General features: G+C 50.6%; 17 protein-coding genes and 2 tRNA genes. 4 read left to right on the top strand and 15 right to left on the bottom strand.

Features of this window, described 5'->3' with window-relative positions; all coding sequences use genetic code 11:
- The first annotated feature begins 74 nt into the window (after positions 1 to 74).
- From MHI43_RS09365 to MHI43_RS09355, 3 genes are all read left to right on the top strand, one after another.
- Positions 75 to 845, top strand: coding sequence for a polysaccharide deacetylase family protein (locus MHI43_RS09365; protein WP_036665974.1), 771 nt, complete (start codon positions 75 to 77; stop codon positions 843 to 845).
- 191 nt (positions 846 to 1,036) lie between these two features.
- Positions 1,037 to 1,636: a TetR/AcrR family transcriptional regulator gene (locus MHI43_RS09360; protein WP_009589588.1), complete on the top strand. Its 600-nt coding sequence runs from the start codon at positions 1,037 to 1,039 to the stop codon at positions 1,634 to 1,636.
- Positions 1,637 to 1,739: 103 nt separating this feature from the next.
- The gene (locus tag MHI43_RS09355; RefSeq protein WP_015734266.1) at positions 1,740 to 2,945 is read left to right on the top strand and encodes a tetracycline resistance MFS efflux pump; all 1,206 of its coding nucleotides are present in this window, start codon (positions 1,740 to 1,742) and stop codon (positions 2,943 to 2,945) included.
- Positions 2,946 to 3,043: 98 nt separating this feature from the next.
- Here the strand turns inward: MHI43_RS09355 and MHI43_RS09350 are convergent, their stop codons facing one another.
- On the bottom strand, positions 3,044 to 3,232 hold the full coding sequence (locus MHI43_RS09350) for a hypothetical protein (protein WP_228468767.1): 189 nt from the start codon (positions 3,230 to 3,232) through the stop codon (positions 3,044 to 3,046).
- A 261-nt stretch (positions 3,233 to 3,493) separates the two neighbouring features.
- Between MHI43_RS09350 and MHI43_RS09345 the strand changes: the two genes are divergently transcribed.
- Entirely contained in the window at positions 3,494 to 5,104 is a 1,611-nt protein-coding gene (locus MHI43_RS09345) for a GMC family oxidoreductase (protein WP_036665976.1), read from the top strand.
- Positions 5,105 to 5,214: 110 nt separating this feature from the next.
- On the opposite strand, the gene MHI43_RS09340 is transcribed toward MHI43_RS09345, so the two are convergent.
- The 14 genes from MHI43_RS09340 to carB form a co-directional block, all read right to left on the bottom strand.
- Complete coding sequence (locus tag MHI43_RS09340) at positions 5,215 to 5,802, bottom strand: hypothetical protein (protein ID WP_036665978.1); 588 nt, start codon at positions 5,800 to 5,802, stop codon at positions 5,215 to 5,217.
- A 729-nt stretch (positions 5,803 to 6,531) separates the two neighbouring features.
- Positions 6,532 to 7,242 carry a DUF421 domain-containing protein gene (locus MHI43_RS09335; RefSeq protein ID WP_015734261.1) on the bottom strand — a complete coding sequence of 237 codons (711 nt, stop codon included), beginning with the start codon at positions 7,240 to 7,242 and terminating at the stop codon, positions 6,532 to 6,534.
- A 179-nt stretch (positions 7,243 to 7,421) separates the two neighbouring features.
- Positions 7,422 to 7,495: transfer RNA gene (locus MHI43_RS09330), tRNA-Ile, on the bottom strand.
- 55 nt (positions 7,496 to 7,550) lie between these two features.
- Positions 7,551 to 7,627: transfer RNA gene (locus tag MHI43_RS09325), tRNA-Met, on the bottom strand.
- A gap of 82 nt (positions 7,628 to 7,709) precedes the next feature.
- The gene (locus tag MHI43_RS09320; RefSeq protein WP_009589607.1) at positions 7,710 to 7,874 is read right to left on the bottom strand and encodes a hypothetical protein; all 165 of its coding nucleotides are present in this window, start codon (positions 7,872 to 7,874) and stop codon (positions 7,710 to 7,712) included.
- 182 nt (positions 7,875 to 8,056) lie between these two features.
- Positions 8,057 to 8,329 (bottom strand): WXG100 family type VII secretion target, encoded by a 273-nt coding sequence (locus MHI43_RS09315; protein ID WP_009589633.1) that lies wholly within the window; start codon positions 8,327 to 8,329, stop codon positions 8,057 to 8,059.
- A gap of 37 nt (positions 8,330 to 8,366) precedes the next feature.
- On the bottom strand, positions 8,367 to 8,642 hold the full coding sequence (locus MHI43_RS09310; protein ID WP_009589601.1) for a DUF4176 domain-containing protein: 276 nt from the start codon (positions 8,640 to 8,642) through the stop codon (positions 8,367 to 8,369).
- Positions 8,642 to 9,409 (bottom strand): membrane protein, encoded by a 768-nt coding sequence (locus MHI43_RS09305; RefSeq protein ID WP_015734260.1) that lies wholly within the window; start codon positions 9,407 to 9,409, stop codon positions 8,642 to 8,644. Before MHI43_RS09305 ends, MHI43_RS09310 begins: the two co-directional genes overlap by 1 nt.
- A 14-nt stretch (positions 9,410 to 9,423) precedes the next feature.
- Entirely contained in the window at positions 9,424 to 10,497 is a 1,074-nt protein-coding gene (locus MHI43_RS09300; RefSeq protein WP_009589658.1) for a WXG100 family type VII secretion target, read from the bottom strand.
- 72 nt (positions 10,498 to 10,569) lie between these two features.
- On the bottom strand, positions 10,570 to 11,355 hold the full coding sequence (locus MHI43_RS09295; RefSeq protein WP_015734259.1) for a hypothetical protein: 786 nt from the start codon (positions 11,353 to 11,355) through the stop codon (positions 10,570 to 10,572).
- 217 nt (positions 11,356 to 11,572) lie between these two features.
- Positions 11,573 to 12,157 (bottom strand): TetR/AcrR family transcriptional regulator, encoded by a 585-nt coding sequence (locus MHI43_RS09290; RefSeq protein ID WP_015734258.1) that lies wholly within the window; start codon positions 12,155 to 12,157, stop codon positions 11,573 to 11,575.
- 190 nt (positions 12,158 to 12,347) lie between these two features.
- Complete coding sequence (gene pyrE, locus MHI43_RS09285) at positions 12,348 to 12,989, bottom strand: orotate phosphoribosyltransferase (RefSeq protein WP_015734257.1); 642 nt, start codon at positions 12,987 to 12,989, stop codon at positions 12,348 to 12,350.
- Positions 12,986 to 13,723 (bottom strand): orotidine-5'-phosphate decarboxylase, encoded by a 738-nt coding sequence (gene pyrF / locus MHI43_RS09280; protein ID WP_009589605.1) that lies wholly within the window; start codon positions 13,721 to 13,723, stop codon positions 12,986 to 12,988. Before pyrF ends, pyrE begins: the two co-directional genes overlap by 4 nt.
- Positions 13,724 to 13,744: 21 nt before the next feature.
- Entirely contained in the window at positions 13,745 to 16,951 is a 3,207-nt protein-coding gene (gene carB, locus MHI43_RS09275; protein WP_015734256.1) for a carbamoyl-phosphate synthase large subunit, read from the bottom strand.
- Position 16,952: the final 1 nt, after the last annotated feature.

The following is a 16,952-nucleotide window of genomic DNA, read 5'->3' as shown; positions in this document are numbered from 1 at the left end:
CCGTGCATCCTAAATGAAGCTCGCGTGCTTACATGCGGAGACTAGAACAACAGAAGAAAAGGAAACCCATCGACATGAAAAAACGAACATGCTCAGCCTTCTCATTGCTTGCCCTTGCGCTGATTCTTGGTTATCCCGGCCATGTGCATGCAGAGCACGTGCCTTCCGCCTCCAAAGGCAGAGATTATTATGAGGAGCGCGGCGAGATCGTGTGGGAAGTGCCCACGCAGAACAAGGTGATCGCCCTCACTTTTGACGACGGCCCGGACGAGCATAATACCGTTCAAATTCTGGATCTGTTAAAGCGGTATGACGCTAAAGCCACCTTCTTCGTTGTAGGCAGCCGGGTGGAGAAACATCCCGACATCGTCGCACGGGAGCTGCAGGAAGGACATGAAATCGGCAACCACTCCTATACGCATCCACCCTTTCACAATATTAACGTCACGAAGTTATCAAGTGAACTGAATCAAACGCAGGATGCGATCTATCAAGCCACCGGCATGAAGACCGTACTGTTCCGCCCGCCCGGGGGCAGCTATAATGAAGCCATTGTCAGAACGAGCAAGGATTTGGGCATGCTGACCGTATTGTGGTCATGGCACCAGGATACCCTCGACTGGCGAAAGCCCGGCGTCAACCGCATCGTCCGAAAGGTTCTGGATAACGCCCGTAACGGCGACATCGTACTTATGCACGATTTTGTACCCAGCAGTACGCAGACGGTTGAAGCCCTCAAGGTGATTTTGCCGGAGCTGCAAAAAAGAGGTTATTCATTTGTTACCGTATCCGAGCTGATGTCCTACCATGAGAAATCACGCAAGTTCATCGAAGTCAACCATTAATAAGCCGTTCGCATGTAAGACAATGACCGCTGCCTTTTGGAGGTAACGGTTATTTTTTTAGGACAGGCTTCGATCCCGGTGCGCCGGATAGAATTTTCTCTTGAATATTTTAAACCCATTTGTTAAGATACAGAACGAACGTTCAGTATATACAATTTTGACGATAGCCTAGGGGATAAGGGGGTGCATGCGTGAACAAAAAACAACAACAAACCGAAGATACCAAGCGACGCATTGCCGAAGCCGCCAAGGCGCTATTTATGCAGAAGGGATACAAATCAACGTCGATCGAGGAAATCGTGGAAGCCACCGGCAGCAGCAAAGGGAATATCTATTATCACTTTAAAAGCAAGGAAGGGCTGTTTCTGTATTTGATCGAGGAATGGGACCTCGAGTGGGAACAGAAATGGAGCAGTAAGGAGCAGCAATACACCACAACCGTTGATAAATTGTACGGAATTGCCGACCAACTGGTGTTTGATGATCTGAACCACCCCTTCTCCAAAGCTCTGGACGAATTCATGAACAACAATGGAGACGTGTCCGAGGAAGTAGAGCAGCGAATCGTCCGGATTATCCGAAGCCACCTGGAATTCAATCAGAAGTTGCTGCAGCAAGGGATTGATCAAGGGGAGTTTGAGAATCATAACGTGGAGCAGCTCTCCCTCATTTTTGAAAGCCTCATCGTAGGCTTAAGCCAGATGTCCCGCATTACGAAGGTAAAAAATCCGCTTGCCCTTTATCATACGGCCATTCAAGTATTCCTGCACGGCATCGAAAAGAAATCGTAAACGACCCGTTCTCTTTTTTATGCTCTATTATAAACCGAACGTTCAGTATAGAAAGAAAACCGTACAACATCATTAATCGTTTTTTATCTTTGGAGGAATCATCATGTCATTACTATTGCGAAACAATGGAGCCATTCTGCTCCTCATGTTCAATATATTCTTAGTTTTCACCGGCATCGGGCTTGTCATCCCCATTATGCCTACCTATATGACGGAGCTGCATATCAGCGGAAGCACCGTGGGCATGCTGGTTGCCGCCTTTTCATTAACGCAGCTGCTATTCTCGCCGCTTGCGGGAAGATTGTCCGATATCATGGGCCGCAAAAAAATCATCATCTCCGGCATGATTGTATTCGCCATATCGGAATGGTTATTCGGAGCGGCCAGCACGCCGACGCTGCTGTTCGCGGCAAGAATGCTGGGCGGCATCGGCGCCGCCCTCATCATGCCCGCCGTCATGGCCTATACAGCTGACGTCACTTCCAATGAGGAACGTGCCCGGGGCATGGGATTCATTAATGCAGCGATTACGACAGGCTTCATTATCGGACCCGGCATCGGGGGTTTCATTGCCGAGTTTGGCATTCGTGTTCCTTTCTACGCTGCAGCCGTAGCCGGGGGCATCGCCGCTCTGGTGACGCTGCTGCTGCTTCCGGAATCATCCGCCAAGCAAGAAGCACCTACCGTGCTGGGACGGAAACAGGAGAGCCTGGCAGTCCAGCTGGTCCGTTCGTTCAGGGAGCCGTATTTCCTTAGTCTGATCATCGTATTTGTTCTGTCGTTCGGTCTTGCCAATTATGAAACGGTGTTCGGCCTGTTCGTGGATCATAAATTCGGATTCACCCCTAAAGATATCGCCATGATCATTACGTTTGGCTCCATTGCGGGCGCTGTCGTGCAGGCAACGATATTCGGCTGGATCCTGAACCGTTTCGGCGAGAAAAGGGTCATTACGCTCAGCTTGCTCACAGCGGGAATCTGCATTCTGTTAACGCTGTTTGTGCATAAATATTGGCTAATCTTCCTTGTGACGTTCCTTGTCTTCCTGTCGATCGACATCCTGCGTCCTGCCATCGGCACGCAAATGTCCAAGCTGGCAAAGGATCAGCAAGGCTACGTCGCCGGCCTGAACTCGGCTTATACCAGTCTGGGGAACATCGCGGGGCCCCTTGTCGCAGGTTATCTGTTTGATTTGGACATCAACTTCCCATACATCTCTGCATCGATCGTCCTCATCCTCTGCTTTTTCTTGGCCATGCGTGCCGGCAGAGCCTGGGCTGCTACGGAAGCTGTCACGAATGAGCGGTAATCATACGCTGAAACAACATACTCTCTCGTCTTAGACAATGACAGAACAAGACCCTGCCGGAAACTTCCGGCAGGGTCTTTAGGTTTCGTTGTTATGTATTAATAAGCCACCAGGACAATAATCGCCAATAAAGCCACAAGCGCAAACAATAGGGCCCATCCCAGTTCAAAACGTCTTTTTTCTTGATATGCCTTAAAAGCCTTCCTTGACTCGAATACGAATACGATCACTAAGAAGGCAAGCAACACGGGCAGTCCCCAGGACTGATTCAATACCCACTCTGACACCTTGATCCCCCATCCTATGTACGAAAATGAGCTGCATCCCACCAGCCTCGGCGTTTGGAAGTACATGTCCCTAACGACTCCATTAAAATGTACCGTAAGTTGTTCCCGATTACAAATCTCGCTGATCGGGTCTTCTGATGGATCTTTTAGGCTCCTCTGGATTTGAGCATCACTTGAATCATGATCATATTGCAGAGTTAAGCACAGTTGTCAGAGCAAATTAATATTCTGAATTAGTTCATTTCCAAAAGGAGTGCTTTAATGGAGAAAAAATCAACTTATGATTACATCGTTGTAGGCACAGGTCCGGCTGGGGCCGTGATTGCGAAGACACTTACTGACGACATGCGAACCTCCGTGCTTGTTTTAGAATCGGGCGGTTACCATGACAAAGACAAACCGATTAAGGATTCAACCTTTGCACTTGAATTGGAAGAAAGTTTCTTTCCGAATTACTTTTGGCAAGGGGAAGGCATCCCCCAAGAGGAACTTGATGAACGCGCATTCGAATGGACAACAGGTCGACTCTCGGGAGGCGGTTCTTCAATCAACGGAGAACAATATGTAAGACCGACATCCGCCGTGCTCCGAAAGTGGGAACGGCTGCTTGGACCTCGCTGGTCACCTGATAAAGCGATTCGACGTTTCAAATCATTGGAGAATTATAACGGGGAAACCACAGATATCAATGCACACGGGTATCGAGGAAGAATTAACATCCGGCAAGCACCCGAAACTCCAACGCCGATGGCTCACAAGCTGACAACTGCTATCGAGCGGGCAACAGGTTATCCGACCATTCTTGACTATAATGATCCGAATACTCCCATGGGACCGTTCACCCGTTGGCAATTATACCAACAGCCTGATGGCCGTAGGGAGAGCTCCTCCACAGCCTTCCTGTCTCGCGATATTATGACGGCAACTGGTCGGGGAGTGAATAACAGAAAACTAACTGTGAAGTTTCGAACAACGGTTCTCCGTATTCTTTTCTCCGGTAAGCGGGCCATTGGCGTTGAATATTTGAAGGATGGCAAGTGCTGTTATGCGTATTCCCGCAAAAAGGTTATTATTTCGGCGGGGATCAACAGCCCTCAGTTGTTGATGTTGTCAGGAATCGGACCCGCCAAAATGCTGAAAAAGGCTGGAATCCCTGTCATCTTCGACAATCCAAACGTAGGGCAAAGGTTAAAAAACCATACGTTAAATTTCGCAGTATTTGCTACCAATTCACAAGATCGTCCCCTCCCTCCCTTAGACCCCAACGCACTGTATACGGGAGGAGCTTTCTTGCCAGATCCATCTGGCATCGATCCGGATGAGCGGGCTGTTCAACTCGTTGGCATTGGATCCGATAGAGAATTGACCATAGCGATTCTGTACTTGCGACCCAAGAGCAATGGGACGATCCGCATACAAAGCAAAGATCCGCTGAATATCGTATTGGCAGATGAGGGATTTCTCTCAAATCCAGACGACATGGAGGCGGTAAAAAGAATTTATAGGACGTATATCAAAGATATTGCCATAGAGTTGGAACAGATTGATTCTTCATATCGTCTCTTATCCCCTACATTTGAAGTTATCGATGACGATGACAGGCTTGAAGAATTTATTAAGGAAAATTTCGATCACAATCACCATCAGCAAGGATTTCTGCGGATGGCTCCTTTATCCGCAGGAGGAGTCGTTAACCGTAAAGGAAAGGTACACGGGGTTCAAGATTTGATCGTTGCAGATGCGTCCTTAGTTCCATATACAGTCGACGGAAACACCTCTTCTGCTGCATATCTTATCGGCTACACCATCGCAAAGCAATTAAGTAAACGCAAAAAAAAGCAACGACCACATCCGGAATCGGGGGAAGAATGAAAACTTCCCCTCGCTTCCGTTATGATGGAATGCTAATATCGCGAAAGCAGCTCTATGCCGCGCTCGACGGGCCGCTACTCAGCCGGTGGATACTTTGAGCTACTACCGGACTAATCTTCTAGTTCAATCTCGATACGGGCAAGGACACCAGCTGGATTATCTCCGCTTCTGTTTGCATTTGACGGGAAGTTGAAAGCGGCGATCACGATATCGTTTGTACCTCTCCGAAGGAAGCGTCTGATATTAAAAGTTCTTCCCGGATTAAAGAATGAAACATTGCCCTGCGGGTTGTCGATAACTACCGACCGTCCATTGATTAAAACGATGGCAAAGTTATCCACGGACAGGAATAAGCTAGCTCTCTCAATATCGTCTCTAATCGTAAATCTTCTGGCGACCACAGCAGCAGGACCGTTAGGGTCATTTCTTCCCCAAACGTACGATTCACCAGCTTGCGGCGCTACCCACGCCGGATTTCGCTCGATTTCTAGTGCATTTACCCAATTTCGATTCGTACTTATTCTTCTGGTTCGTTGACTAATAACAACCGGATTTTGTGCACTCAATGATCTCTGTGCGGCAATCACCGTTCTCATTGCCTTTGCAACGCTACCCGCCCAAATTCCGCTATGTCTTCTAGGCGTTTTCAGTTGTTTGACCGTATTTTTTGCCTTTCCTGATACTGTGCTTTTTTGCATTTGTGCTTCCTCCTTTTTATCAACGAAATCCTTAACATATATATGAGTCCATTGAACTAATGGATATGGACAATAGATTAGTCAAAATCACTCAATTTTCTCAAATGAAAATATCCCCCGGCATATAGCCCTGATAACCCAGCGTATGAACCATAATCTTATACCGTTTATGACCTGTTGGCCTTTGCCACAATTTTTTTCAGTTCCTAAGACGACCACACTGATCTCTACGGTGTCGTTGTTTAATGTTCAGTTTAAGTACAATGAAAATGCTAAAAACGGGGACGGAAAGTTACCGTCCCCGTTTATCGTAATTGGGGATACCACATGGGTGCAGTATCGTAATTTGATGAATTAAATTAAATCAATGAATGAATGCTTCATTAAGGAGCTTCATTAAATCCAAAACGTTCCCAAGATAATAACCAAGAGAATAAATAAAACCAGAACAGTTCCTACTGGATTACCGTATCCGTTGTAACCACCTTTTTCGCAGCTCACCGATTTAACCTCCTTGCTTTGTGGAATGGTACAGTTTATGTACATAGACGGTCTTAGTCTGGACATTTCGGCAATCATGATCAGATTGTGCTAATGTTAAGGGTATTACCCATACTTTCAGTGTCTTCAGGCGTCTGCCAAACCGTCCTGTAAACAGCAAAAAACCCTTGCATCGCAAGGGTTTTAGCTTCTCCTATTATATAAATTCCGGCTGTATGTGATGCGTCATTACTCTACATCAACGGGATGCTGTATTTTATCCCGATAAAGATCGATGTACAGCTGACCGTCGGTTCCTTTCACTGCATAAAAAACATCTGCAATTTCTTTGTTCCGGACTTTTAATTTTTCTTTAATCCACTCTGGGGACAAATCATTAATTTTTAGATTATTTTCTAATAGTTGTCCATCCATGATAAGCTCAATCGGAAACTGCTGATTCCCTTTCAAGCCCTTTTTCATATCTTTTAAAGTTACATTCTGGTATTCCTTTTTCTTCATTACAGATATCTTTCCATTGATCTCTAATACGCCGTACTCCACTTCCGAGATGTCAAATATATCCTTTTGTCGCAACATCTGATTGATCGTATCTAAGGTTAACTTATTTTTCCTTAGATTCTCTTCCAGGATCTTGCCACCTTCTATAACTACGCTCGGCGTCCCTTCAGCCCACATGCGGAATTTACGATTCTTCACCACGATCTTTGATAAAAAATATGATGTAAATGTAAATACGGCAAGCGAGATTAGCAGGTGTATGACTTCCATTTTTTCATTGAAAGCAAAGTTCGCAGCAATTGCACCTAATATCACGGCCGTAACAAATTCATGAAAATTCATGTTAGACAACGTTTGTTTGCCCAAAAACCGCGTAATAATCAACAAAATAACGAATGCTGATATACTACGAAGTAAAATAATCATGTGCTCTAGCATGAAGACCCATACACTCCTTTCTACCGTATATCTTATGTATGGGCAATTTTTCTAAAAATAAACCGATAAGCTTAGATGCCTTCAGCAGCAATCTGACCTTATCGTAAAATCTCATATCGTTGGTCTAAACAGTCCTGTAAACAGCAAAAAACCCTTGCATCGCAAGGGTTTTCATAAAGTGGGCCCTGAGGGACTCGAACCCCCGACCAGTCGGTTATGAGCCGACCGCTCTAACCAACTGAGCTAAGGGCCCTGAACATACATGTACACATAAACATAAGGACGTCATACATACATCGTTTAAAAATTGGTTGCGGGGGCAGGATTTGAACCTGCGGCCTTCGGGTTATGAGCCCGACGAGCTACCGAACTGCTCCACCCCGCGTCAATGCTGTATCAAACAGCGACAAGAATAAATATACACCATTCCCCTGCATCAAGTCAAGTGCTGTTTTAATGGAATTTCCTCAAGGCAGGAATCGCACGCCATAACGCCCCTTCTTGGAACGATAAACCTCTACCATCCGCGGATCATGATACCCGAACAGCCAGCCATCCTGCTCCAGACGTTTAGCGAAGCACCCAGCCTGAAATTTGGTTGTATAGAGCTTTCCGTAATATACCCAGTTCATCCTATGCGGCTCCTTACCGAAATGATAATGTAATGCTGTCATATTATGTCCAAACTTCCACAAAAAAAACGCCGTCCCCCGAAGTTCTCCGTCCCTCCCCATAATAAAAACAATCAGCCATGCCGTATACCGTGCCGGGATACGTATATGCTGATTGTTGTCTTGGGTTATAACCCCTTCGCTTATTGGCCGTCGGCCTCTGCAAATCGGGCAGCGATGCTCATCAGCTCCTGTTCCATCGAATGCATCATCTGGATGAAATTCATCAGCTGCGCCTTCGTCTCTTCGGCCTCTGTGCGAAAACGCTGCTGGGAAACGCCTTCCCATTCGGCATTCAGCGTTTCAATGACCTGGGACAGCCTCGCGACCAATTCCCCGCCGTAGTCACTCCCGCTGCGAATGTCTGCCGCCGCGCGGCGCAGCTCCTCGGGCGATACCTCTATACGTCCTGACATAGATCCGCCTCACGCTCCTCCCTTAATCCCTGGCAAGCTAAGTAGCCTTCGTCTCAGCCAGTACGGCCTGAAATTGTTCTTCCTCTTCGTCCTGGTAACCCGTAAAAATAATCTCTTGGATATCCTCATGGTTAAACACGTAAGCAAACTCCGGGCTGACATACCCTTCCGGATACGGACAAGCCAGATAGTCGAACAATTGCGGCTGCTCAAGCGCCAAAATTTGCTTGCGTCCATAGATCACCAGCTTTTTCTCGCCTTCCTTCAAAATGACGATCGACCCGTTGGGCAGCAGCTGCTGTTGTTGCGTCATTACGATCCTCTCCTTTTCTTACTCTGACGATGCGGTGCCGCCGGCGTGCGGCCTTGATTCATTTTGTTCAGAAATGCGGCATTCCGCTGCTCCTTCGGCAATCCCAATACGGGATAATGAGCCCTCAGCTTATCCATATTGTTCTGGATGAACCGATATCGAGGGATGAACACAACGGCCAGGTACAGGCCGAGAATCAACAGGATGGAAAAAGCCGCCATGCCCATGACGAATCCGCCAAGGTCCCCGGTAACGGCAACCACGACGTAATACCCTGTGTAACCGATGCCTGCCAACAGCAAGGCCGCTTTGCCAGCTTTGCCGATGCCGCCTTTGCGTTCCATGGACTGGTACGTCCCTTGCCGCAGCGCTCTTGCATGCAGAACATAAAACGCAACGAGCAGCAGGAGCATCACCGCGATCGAGCTAAGCCCATATCCGATCGACTCGACACCGGCCATGTCATACATCATTTTCAAGATAGCCAGCTGGCAAGTGACCGCCAGCGCCAATCCGTAAATCCCCAAGTACAGCACAAAACCGACCTCAGACCGGTACGGATTAACGCTCAGGCCAATTCCCCACAGCAGCATGGCCGCCCACACTGCCGCCGCCGCATAAAAATACACCGACATCATCGGCGCCGCCAGCGTGACCAGCGCGGGGATGAGCATAATGAATAAAAAGCATACGATGCCGCCCCGAATTTGCTCGGCGGGGATTAGCCGGAAATGAAACTGTTCTTCCTCTGAAATCTTCGTGCTCATCTATGACACTCCCTTTATTTGAACCATCCGGCTATCGTAGAACCTATCTTCTCCGCCCCCATTTTCAATCCTTCGGTTACGGTATCTTTCTTCCCGTCCCCGTCAAAATCCGCGAACTTGATGCCGTCCATGACGTAGGAAGCGCCGACCGACACGCCGAAGCCGATGGCCGCACCCGCCAGGGTGCCGATCGGACCGCCCACCGCCGTCCCGATCAGCGCGCCGGCTTTAGCGCCAGCCGCTGCGGAAGCGACAACGGTTCCCACGCCGACACCCACGTCGACGACGGCGTCTCCGGCTATTTTCGCCCCGCTCTTGTTTTCATTGATATTCGTGACCAGATTTCCCACCGTTTGCATGGCGATGCCGGCATAACCAAGCTTGCCGCCCTTCCAGCTGAGCGAGTCCTTCACGGCTGCGCCGGGCAGGACGTATTTCGGAATTCGGGGGTGATTCCGCCAATTGTACTCGGCATAGGATTTTTTGCGGATATTGGCAAGCATGCCGTTCGTCACATTGGCACGCATGTTGCCGCGCTTGTCTTTTTCAAGCCATACGCCGAAGCCGTTCCGGTACATATCCCAGTATTTGTACATCGTGCCCGATGCGGTTACCGTTCCGAACAATACCCCTGCGGCCGCAAGCGGATTGCCCTTCCATTGATCCGCCGTGCCGCCGAATGGCGCGAGCGCATTGAATTCGACGCCCGCCGCCGTCACGGGCGGATCCGTCTTCTTATTTCCGTTCTGTGCCATACTCGCCTGAAGCAGCAGATGCGGACTCACCTGGGCGACCGATTGTTTGCCGAAATTCAGGTTGTTCCCCAGCGATTGGTCGGTCTGCGAAAAATCCCCCGCTTTCTTCACGAGCTGGCCGCGATTCTGCTCCAGACGGCCTACAACCGACTGGCACGCGGCCCGGCATTGCGCAAGGCGCTGCTCAACCTGGGCGCGATGGCGCGATTCCCAGGACATGCTCTGGATGCGCTGCTGCATCCGCTCCTGAAGCGCTTGGACTTCCCGTGCAATATCAGATACCGCTGCGCCCTGCTGGTTCAGCATTTCAGGTACCACACGTATTTTGGTCATAGCTAACAATCCTCCATGTCATTGATCGAGAAGGCAAAAATTACAGTATGCGGGATCAGGATGCAACGTCTCTCACTTAATACGCTCGATGACCGCGCCGAGTTCCCGGATGATCTCGGTTACCGTAGCGCCCCATATTTGGTCCTGTTCGCCTTCGTTGCGAATCAGCCAATTGGATTGCGCTCCTCGTAACAGCTCGATTCCCTGAATCCGGCAGTCCAGGTCCGGACAATAATATGCCGTGAAGGTGGCATATCTCTCCGGATGGCTTACGCAATCAGCCAAGTCATTAACGACCGATTCCGGATAGCCTTGAGCAAGCAAATGCTTCCGAGGCTCCTGCCCCCCTTGCTCGGCGTTCATCCATTGCTGGAACCAGCCCTTAGGCAAGGCCAGTGAGCCTGTATCGCGATTTTTTCGGTCCTCCAGCTGCAGGTAACCGATGATCTTCAGCCAAGCCTCCGAAGGGGTTCCCAGCTCTTCCAGCACATAAAGCCTATCGCCGCCTGGCCCGATTTCGATATCTGCCTTAACGACAAGGCCGGAACTGTAATAAATGAAGCACTCCTTCGACGTTTCCTCCGAACCGGCCACCCTCATATGAATCGTTAACAAGGTCCGGCTGCATACTTCTATGTATTCCAGGAGCTCCTGCACAAGAACCGGCTCGTTATCGGCCGTTTGAATCAAACCCTTCTCCAGCAGTTCCTGCTCAATCTTGGCTACTTCGACAGGCATCTCTTCCGTGAGCGTTCCGCGAAAAGGGTCCTCCAACCCGATGACAGCCCGCGCACCGACAATGCCGGTTAATACAAAGAATTGCTTGCCGGTCAGTTGGATCCTGGACGGAATTTCCAAAGATCTCTCCTCCTTACGGTCAGTCCCGCCTATTTTGTGTTTGTTTTCGAAGTTATCATTACTATTATAGGTGAGACGTATCCTTCCCCTCTACCAAATCCTGGCCCTAAATTTATAGGAACATATACCCAAATCAGACGGCTCCCAAACCATCAAGCGGCAAAATATAAAAAAACATTCCCGGGCTTTGGCAATCACCTCTGGAATGTTTGAGCGGTTATGTTGGATTAAGCGGCTCATCCTTTCGGATAATGCCGTGATATAGAATCGTCATCAGTTGTTCGCTGACCGCATGCAGGCTGCCCAGACCATGGTACCATTCCGTTCGCGCCGTAAATTCCTTGATGAAAGTCAAAAACGCGACCAGTACCTGCGGGGAAATGTCTTTGCGGATCTGTCCCAGCTGCTGGCCTTTAAAAATCAGCATTTCGAATTCCGGCACAACGTATTTCTGATTGAACTCTAGCAGCTTGTCCATCTGTTCCGGAAACTTGGCCAGATCCGACACAAATTGCTGCGAGACGAGCGCCGAAAACTTCTCCTGATCCCTGTAGAACATGGTTAAGGCCTCCAGCGGATCTTTGGCCTGCTCCATGATCCCGCGATAGATCGCCATCATTTCCTCGACCATGCGATCCACCACATGATCCAGTAAGCCCTCTTTGCTCTGATAATAGTTATAGATCGTCATCTTGGAAACGGGGACAGCTTCGGCAATCTGCTCCATGCTGGTTTGCACAATCCCATGCTCCAGAAACAACCGCTTTCCGGCCTCAAGCACCGCTTCTTTTTTTGCGTTCATCGGTAGATTAGATCCCTTCTATTCTGCTTCAGGATGTCTATGGCTAAATCAGCCGCTTACAGTCCTAATGTAACGATCCGTCCTTCGACTGTCAACCCGCGGCCGATATTACGTTATCTTGTTTCAGGGAACCAAAAAAAGCCGCCTCTGTGTCAGTTCACAGAGACGGCGGCCTGAGGATGAAGAATATCTATACGCCAAAGGAGGTTGGATTCGATCTCCAGGATTGAAGGAGCTCCACGTCCTCTGCTTGAATCCGGTTCTCCGATAACGCTACGTCAATGAGTGCACCGTAATTGGACAGGCTCTGCAGCGGAATTCCCGCTTCGGCGAAGGCTTGTACCGCTTTATCCAACTGATAGCTGAATATGGCGAGCACCGCGAGCGGCTCTGCTCCTGCGTCCCTTACCGCTTGCGCCGCCTTCAGGGAGCTGCCGCCCGTGGAGATCAGATCCTCGATGACAACGACCTTCTGGCCGGGCTTGATCAAACCTTCGATCAGGTTTTCCTTGCCGTGGCCTTTGGCTTTGTCCCGAATATAGGACATCGGCAGGTTCATCTTCTGGGATACGAAGGCCGCGTGCGGGATCCCTGCGGTGGCCGTTCCGGCAATGGCCTCGGCTTCCGGATACTGCTCCCGAATGACGGCCGCGAACGATTCAGCAATGTAATCGCGAATGTCGGGATAGGACATGGTCAGGCGATTGTCGCAGTAGATCGGAGACTTGATGCCCGACGTCCATGTAAACGGCTGATGAGGTCTTAGGGAAACGGCCTCGATCTTAAGCAAATAAGATGCGATCTGATGCGGAATATTCGCGATGGTACTCATGCTTGAATCATCTCCTCAATAATCTGTTCTGCAGCTTGTCTCGGGTTATGGGACTCGGTGATCGGGCGGCCGACAACCAGGTAATGACTCCCCTTGCGGATCGCTTCCCCAGGTGTAAGCACCCGCGCTTGGTCACCAATATCCGCACCGGCAGGGCGGATCCCCGGAATGACGGTTTTGAAATCCTTGCCGCAGGCGGATCGAATGGCTTCCACTTCCAGGGAGGATGCCACGACGCCGTGAAGTCCGGACTGCCGGGCCAACTCAGCATAACGCACGACGGTATCCTCCACCTGGCCGGGAATGCCGATTTCGTTATTCATGACATCCTGATTCGTGCTGGTCAACTGCGTTACCGCAATGATCGTAGGCATGGCAAGACCCGGGGTGTCCGCCACTGCGGCTTCCGCCCCGGCCTTTGCCGCCTGCATCATGAGCGCGCCGCCGCCGGCATGGACATTAAACATGTCCACGCCCAGCCGCGTTACGCTGTGCGAGCCGCCTTTGACCGTGTTCGGAATATCATGCATCTTCACATCCAGGAACACGGAATAGCCTTTCGCTTTCAATTCTTTCACAAAGTCAGGACCGGCCGCATAGAACAGCTGCATGCCGACCTTCATATAACACGGGATGCCCTCCAGCTGACGTACCAATGCTTGTGCACGCTCGGCATCCGGGTAATCCAGGGCCACCATCAGGCGGCCCGCCATTTCATTGTAGCTGGCGTTCATCTGTACCCCTCCTTCTCGATTTTAAACCGGCATCGCTTCAGAGGAGAAGTTGATGGTCTCCAGCATCGTCAGAAGCTCACGAACCGTATCGAGCGAGGTCATGCATACAACGCCGTTCTCTACCGCTTCACGGCGAATGCGGAATCCGTCGCGCTGTGGTGTTTTACCTTTGGTCAATGTGTTAAAGACGAAATTCGCTTCACCTGTGCGGATCATATCCAGAATGTTCGGCGTGCCTTCGGACAGCTTGTTGATGGTCGTCACGTCAAGGCCCGCTTCTTTCAATGATGCTGCAGTACCGCCTGTTGCGATGATTTTATAACCTAGCTTATGGAAGCCTTTCAGCAGCGCTGCAGCTTCGGCTTTATCTTTATCTGCAATGGTAGCGATGATTGCGCCAGTTGAAGGAATCTTCATGCCTGCACCGATGAGGCCTTTATACAGCGCCTTGGCATACTTCACGTCACGGCCCATAACCTCGCCGGTCGATTTCATTTCCGGTCCGAGAGTCGGCTCAACGCGGCGAAGCTTCGCGAAGGAGAAGACCGGTACTTTAACCGATACATGCTCGCTTTCCGGCCACATGCCTTCCTCGTATCCGAGATCCTTCAGCTTGCCGCCCATAATGGCTTGCGTTGCCAGGTTGGCCATCGGGATGCCTGTAACCTTGCTAAGGAACGGAACCGTCCGGGAAGAACGCGGATTCACTTCAATCACGTACACTTCATTTTTATAGATAACGAACTGGATGTTGACAAGTCCGCGTGTATTCAGCTCTTTGGCAATCTTGATCGTAATTTCCGCAATCTTGTCTTTCAGATCCTGAGACAAGTACTGAGGAGGATATACCGCAATCGAGTCTCCGGAGTGAACGCCTGCACGTTCTACATGCTCCATGATGCCTGGAATCAGCACCGTCTCGCCATCACAAATCGCGTCTACCTCCACTTCTTTACCCATCATGTAGCGGTCGATCAGAACCGGATGATCCGGGTTGATCTTAACCGCCTCTTTCATGTAGCTCAGAAGCTCGCTGTCGGAGTATACAATCTCCATGGCGCGTCCACCCAGTACATACGAAGGTCTTACGAGCACGGGGTAGCCCAGCGATTGTGCCGTTTCTACGGCATCATCGACCGACGTTACGGTTTTACCTTTCGGCTGGGCGATCTCCAATCGGGACAGAAGCGCTTCGAATTTCTTGCGGTCCTCGGCTTCGTCAATGCTCTCCAGGCTTGTGCCCAGAATCTTCACGCCCGCTTTGCTGAGCGGCTCCGCGAGGTTGATCGCCGTCTGCCCGCCGAACTGCACGATGACGCCGATCGGCTTCTCCTGCTCGATGACATTCATGACATCTTCGAAGAACAGAGGTTCGAAGTAGAGACGGTCCGACGTATTAAAGTCGGTGGATACGGTCTCCGGGTTGTTGTTGATGATAACCGCTTCATATCCCGCCTTCTGGATGGCCCATACGGCATGCACCGTGGAGTAGTCGAATTCGATCCCTTGACCGATCCGAATCGGACCGGAGCCGAGCACAATGACTTTCTCCTTCGCGGATTCGATGACTTCATTCTCCGTTTCGTAGGTGGAGTAGTAGTACGGCGTCGTTGCTTCAAACTCCGCTGCGCAGGTATCCACCATTTTGTAAACCGGACGCAATCCGTGCTCGCGGCGGAGGAATCCGATCGACTCCTCAGTCGTGTGCGTGCTGGCCTTGCCTTCTGCGCGGAGCTCGGCGATGGCACGATCCGTAAAGCCGAGACGCTTCGCTTCGTACAGCGTTTCGTAAGTCAGCGACGCTTCGCTGCGAATATGGTCTTCATACTTGATCAGGCGTTCGATTTTGTCCAGGAACCACCAGTCGATCTTCGTCAGGTCCTGAATCTGCTGCAGATCATAGCCCCGGCGGAACGCTTCCGCGATCAGGAACATCCGCTCATCGTCGGCTTTGATCAGGCGCTGCTGGAGAACTTCATCGCTCAGCTCGTTCGCGCCTTTCAGGTATAGACGGTGCACGCCGATTTCCAGGGAGCGGACCGCTTTATGGATCGATTCTTCGAAGGTGCGGCCGATTGCCATCACTTCGCCGGTTGCTTTCATCTGGGTGCCCAGCTTCCGGTTGGCATGGATGAACTTGTCGAACGGCCAGCGCGGAATTTTGCTGACGATGTAATCCAGCGTAGGCTCGAAGCAAGCATACGTCTGGCCCGTTACCGGGTTAACGATCTCGTCCAGGGTGTAACCCATCGCGATTTTTGCTGCCATCTTCGCGATCGGATAGCCCGTTGCTTTGGAAGCCAGCGCGGATGAGCGGCTGACCCGAGGGTTTACCTCGATGACGTAATATTGATAGCTGTTCGGATCCAGCGCGAACTGCACGTTGCATCCGCCTTCGATGTTCAGGGCGCGGATGATTTTCAGCGATGCGGATCTGAGCATTTGATATTCGCGGTCAGATAGCGTTTGGCTTGGCGCCACGACGATGCTGTCGCCGGTATGAACGCCGACCGGATCGAAGTTCTCCATGTTACATACCACGATGCAGTTATCGTTGGCGTCGCGCATAACCTCGTACTCGACTTCTTTCATTCCCGCAATGCTCTTCTCGATCAGGCACTGCGTGATCGGGCTGTAGCGAAGTCCGGAGCTGACCGTTTCGCGCAGCTCCTCTTCGGTTGCGCAAATGCCGCCGCCGGTGCCGCCAAGCGTGTAGGCCGGACGCACGATCACCGGATAACCGATCTCATTCGCGAACTCAAGCGCCTCTTCCAGGGTCGTTACGATCGTGCTCTCCGGCACGGGCTGATCCAATTCGCGCATCAGCTCACGGAACAAGTCGCGGTCTTCGGCTTTTTCGATCGATTCCAGCTGCGTTCCGAGCAGTTTGACGTTTTCCTGCTCCAGAATTCCGGCGCGGGCAAGCTCAACCGCCATGTTCAGCCCTGTTTGTCCTCCAAGCGTCGGGAGCAGTCCGTCCGGACGCTCTTGACGGATGATCTGGGTAACGAAGTCCAGCGTGATCGGCTCGATGTATACTTTATCCGCCATGTTGGTGTCGGTCATGATGGTCGCCGGGTTGCTGTTGATCAGCACGACCTCCATGCCTTCTTCTTTCAGTGCCTGGCAGGCTTGAGTTCCAGCGTAGTCGAATTCCGCTGCTTGCCCGATGACGATCGGACCGGAGCCGATGACGAGTATTTTTTTCAATGTATCATGTTTAGGCATA

This window comes from Paenibacillus sp. FSL H8-0457 (assembly GCF_038051935.1).
Lineage (GTDB): Bacteria > Bacillota > Bacilli > Paenibacillales > Paenibacillaceae > Paenibacillus_AQ > Paenibacillus_AQ lautus_A.
The sequence above is the reverse complement of the archived record's forward strand: the minus strand, read 5'-3'. Positions and strand labels throughout refer to the sequence as shown.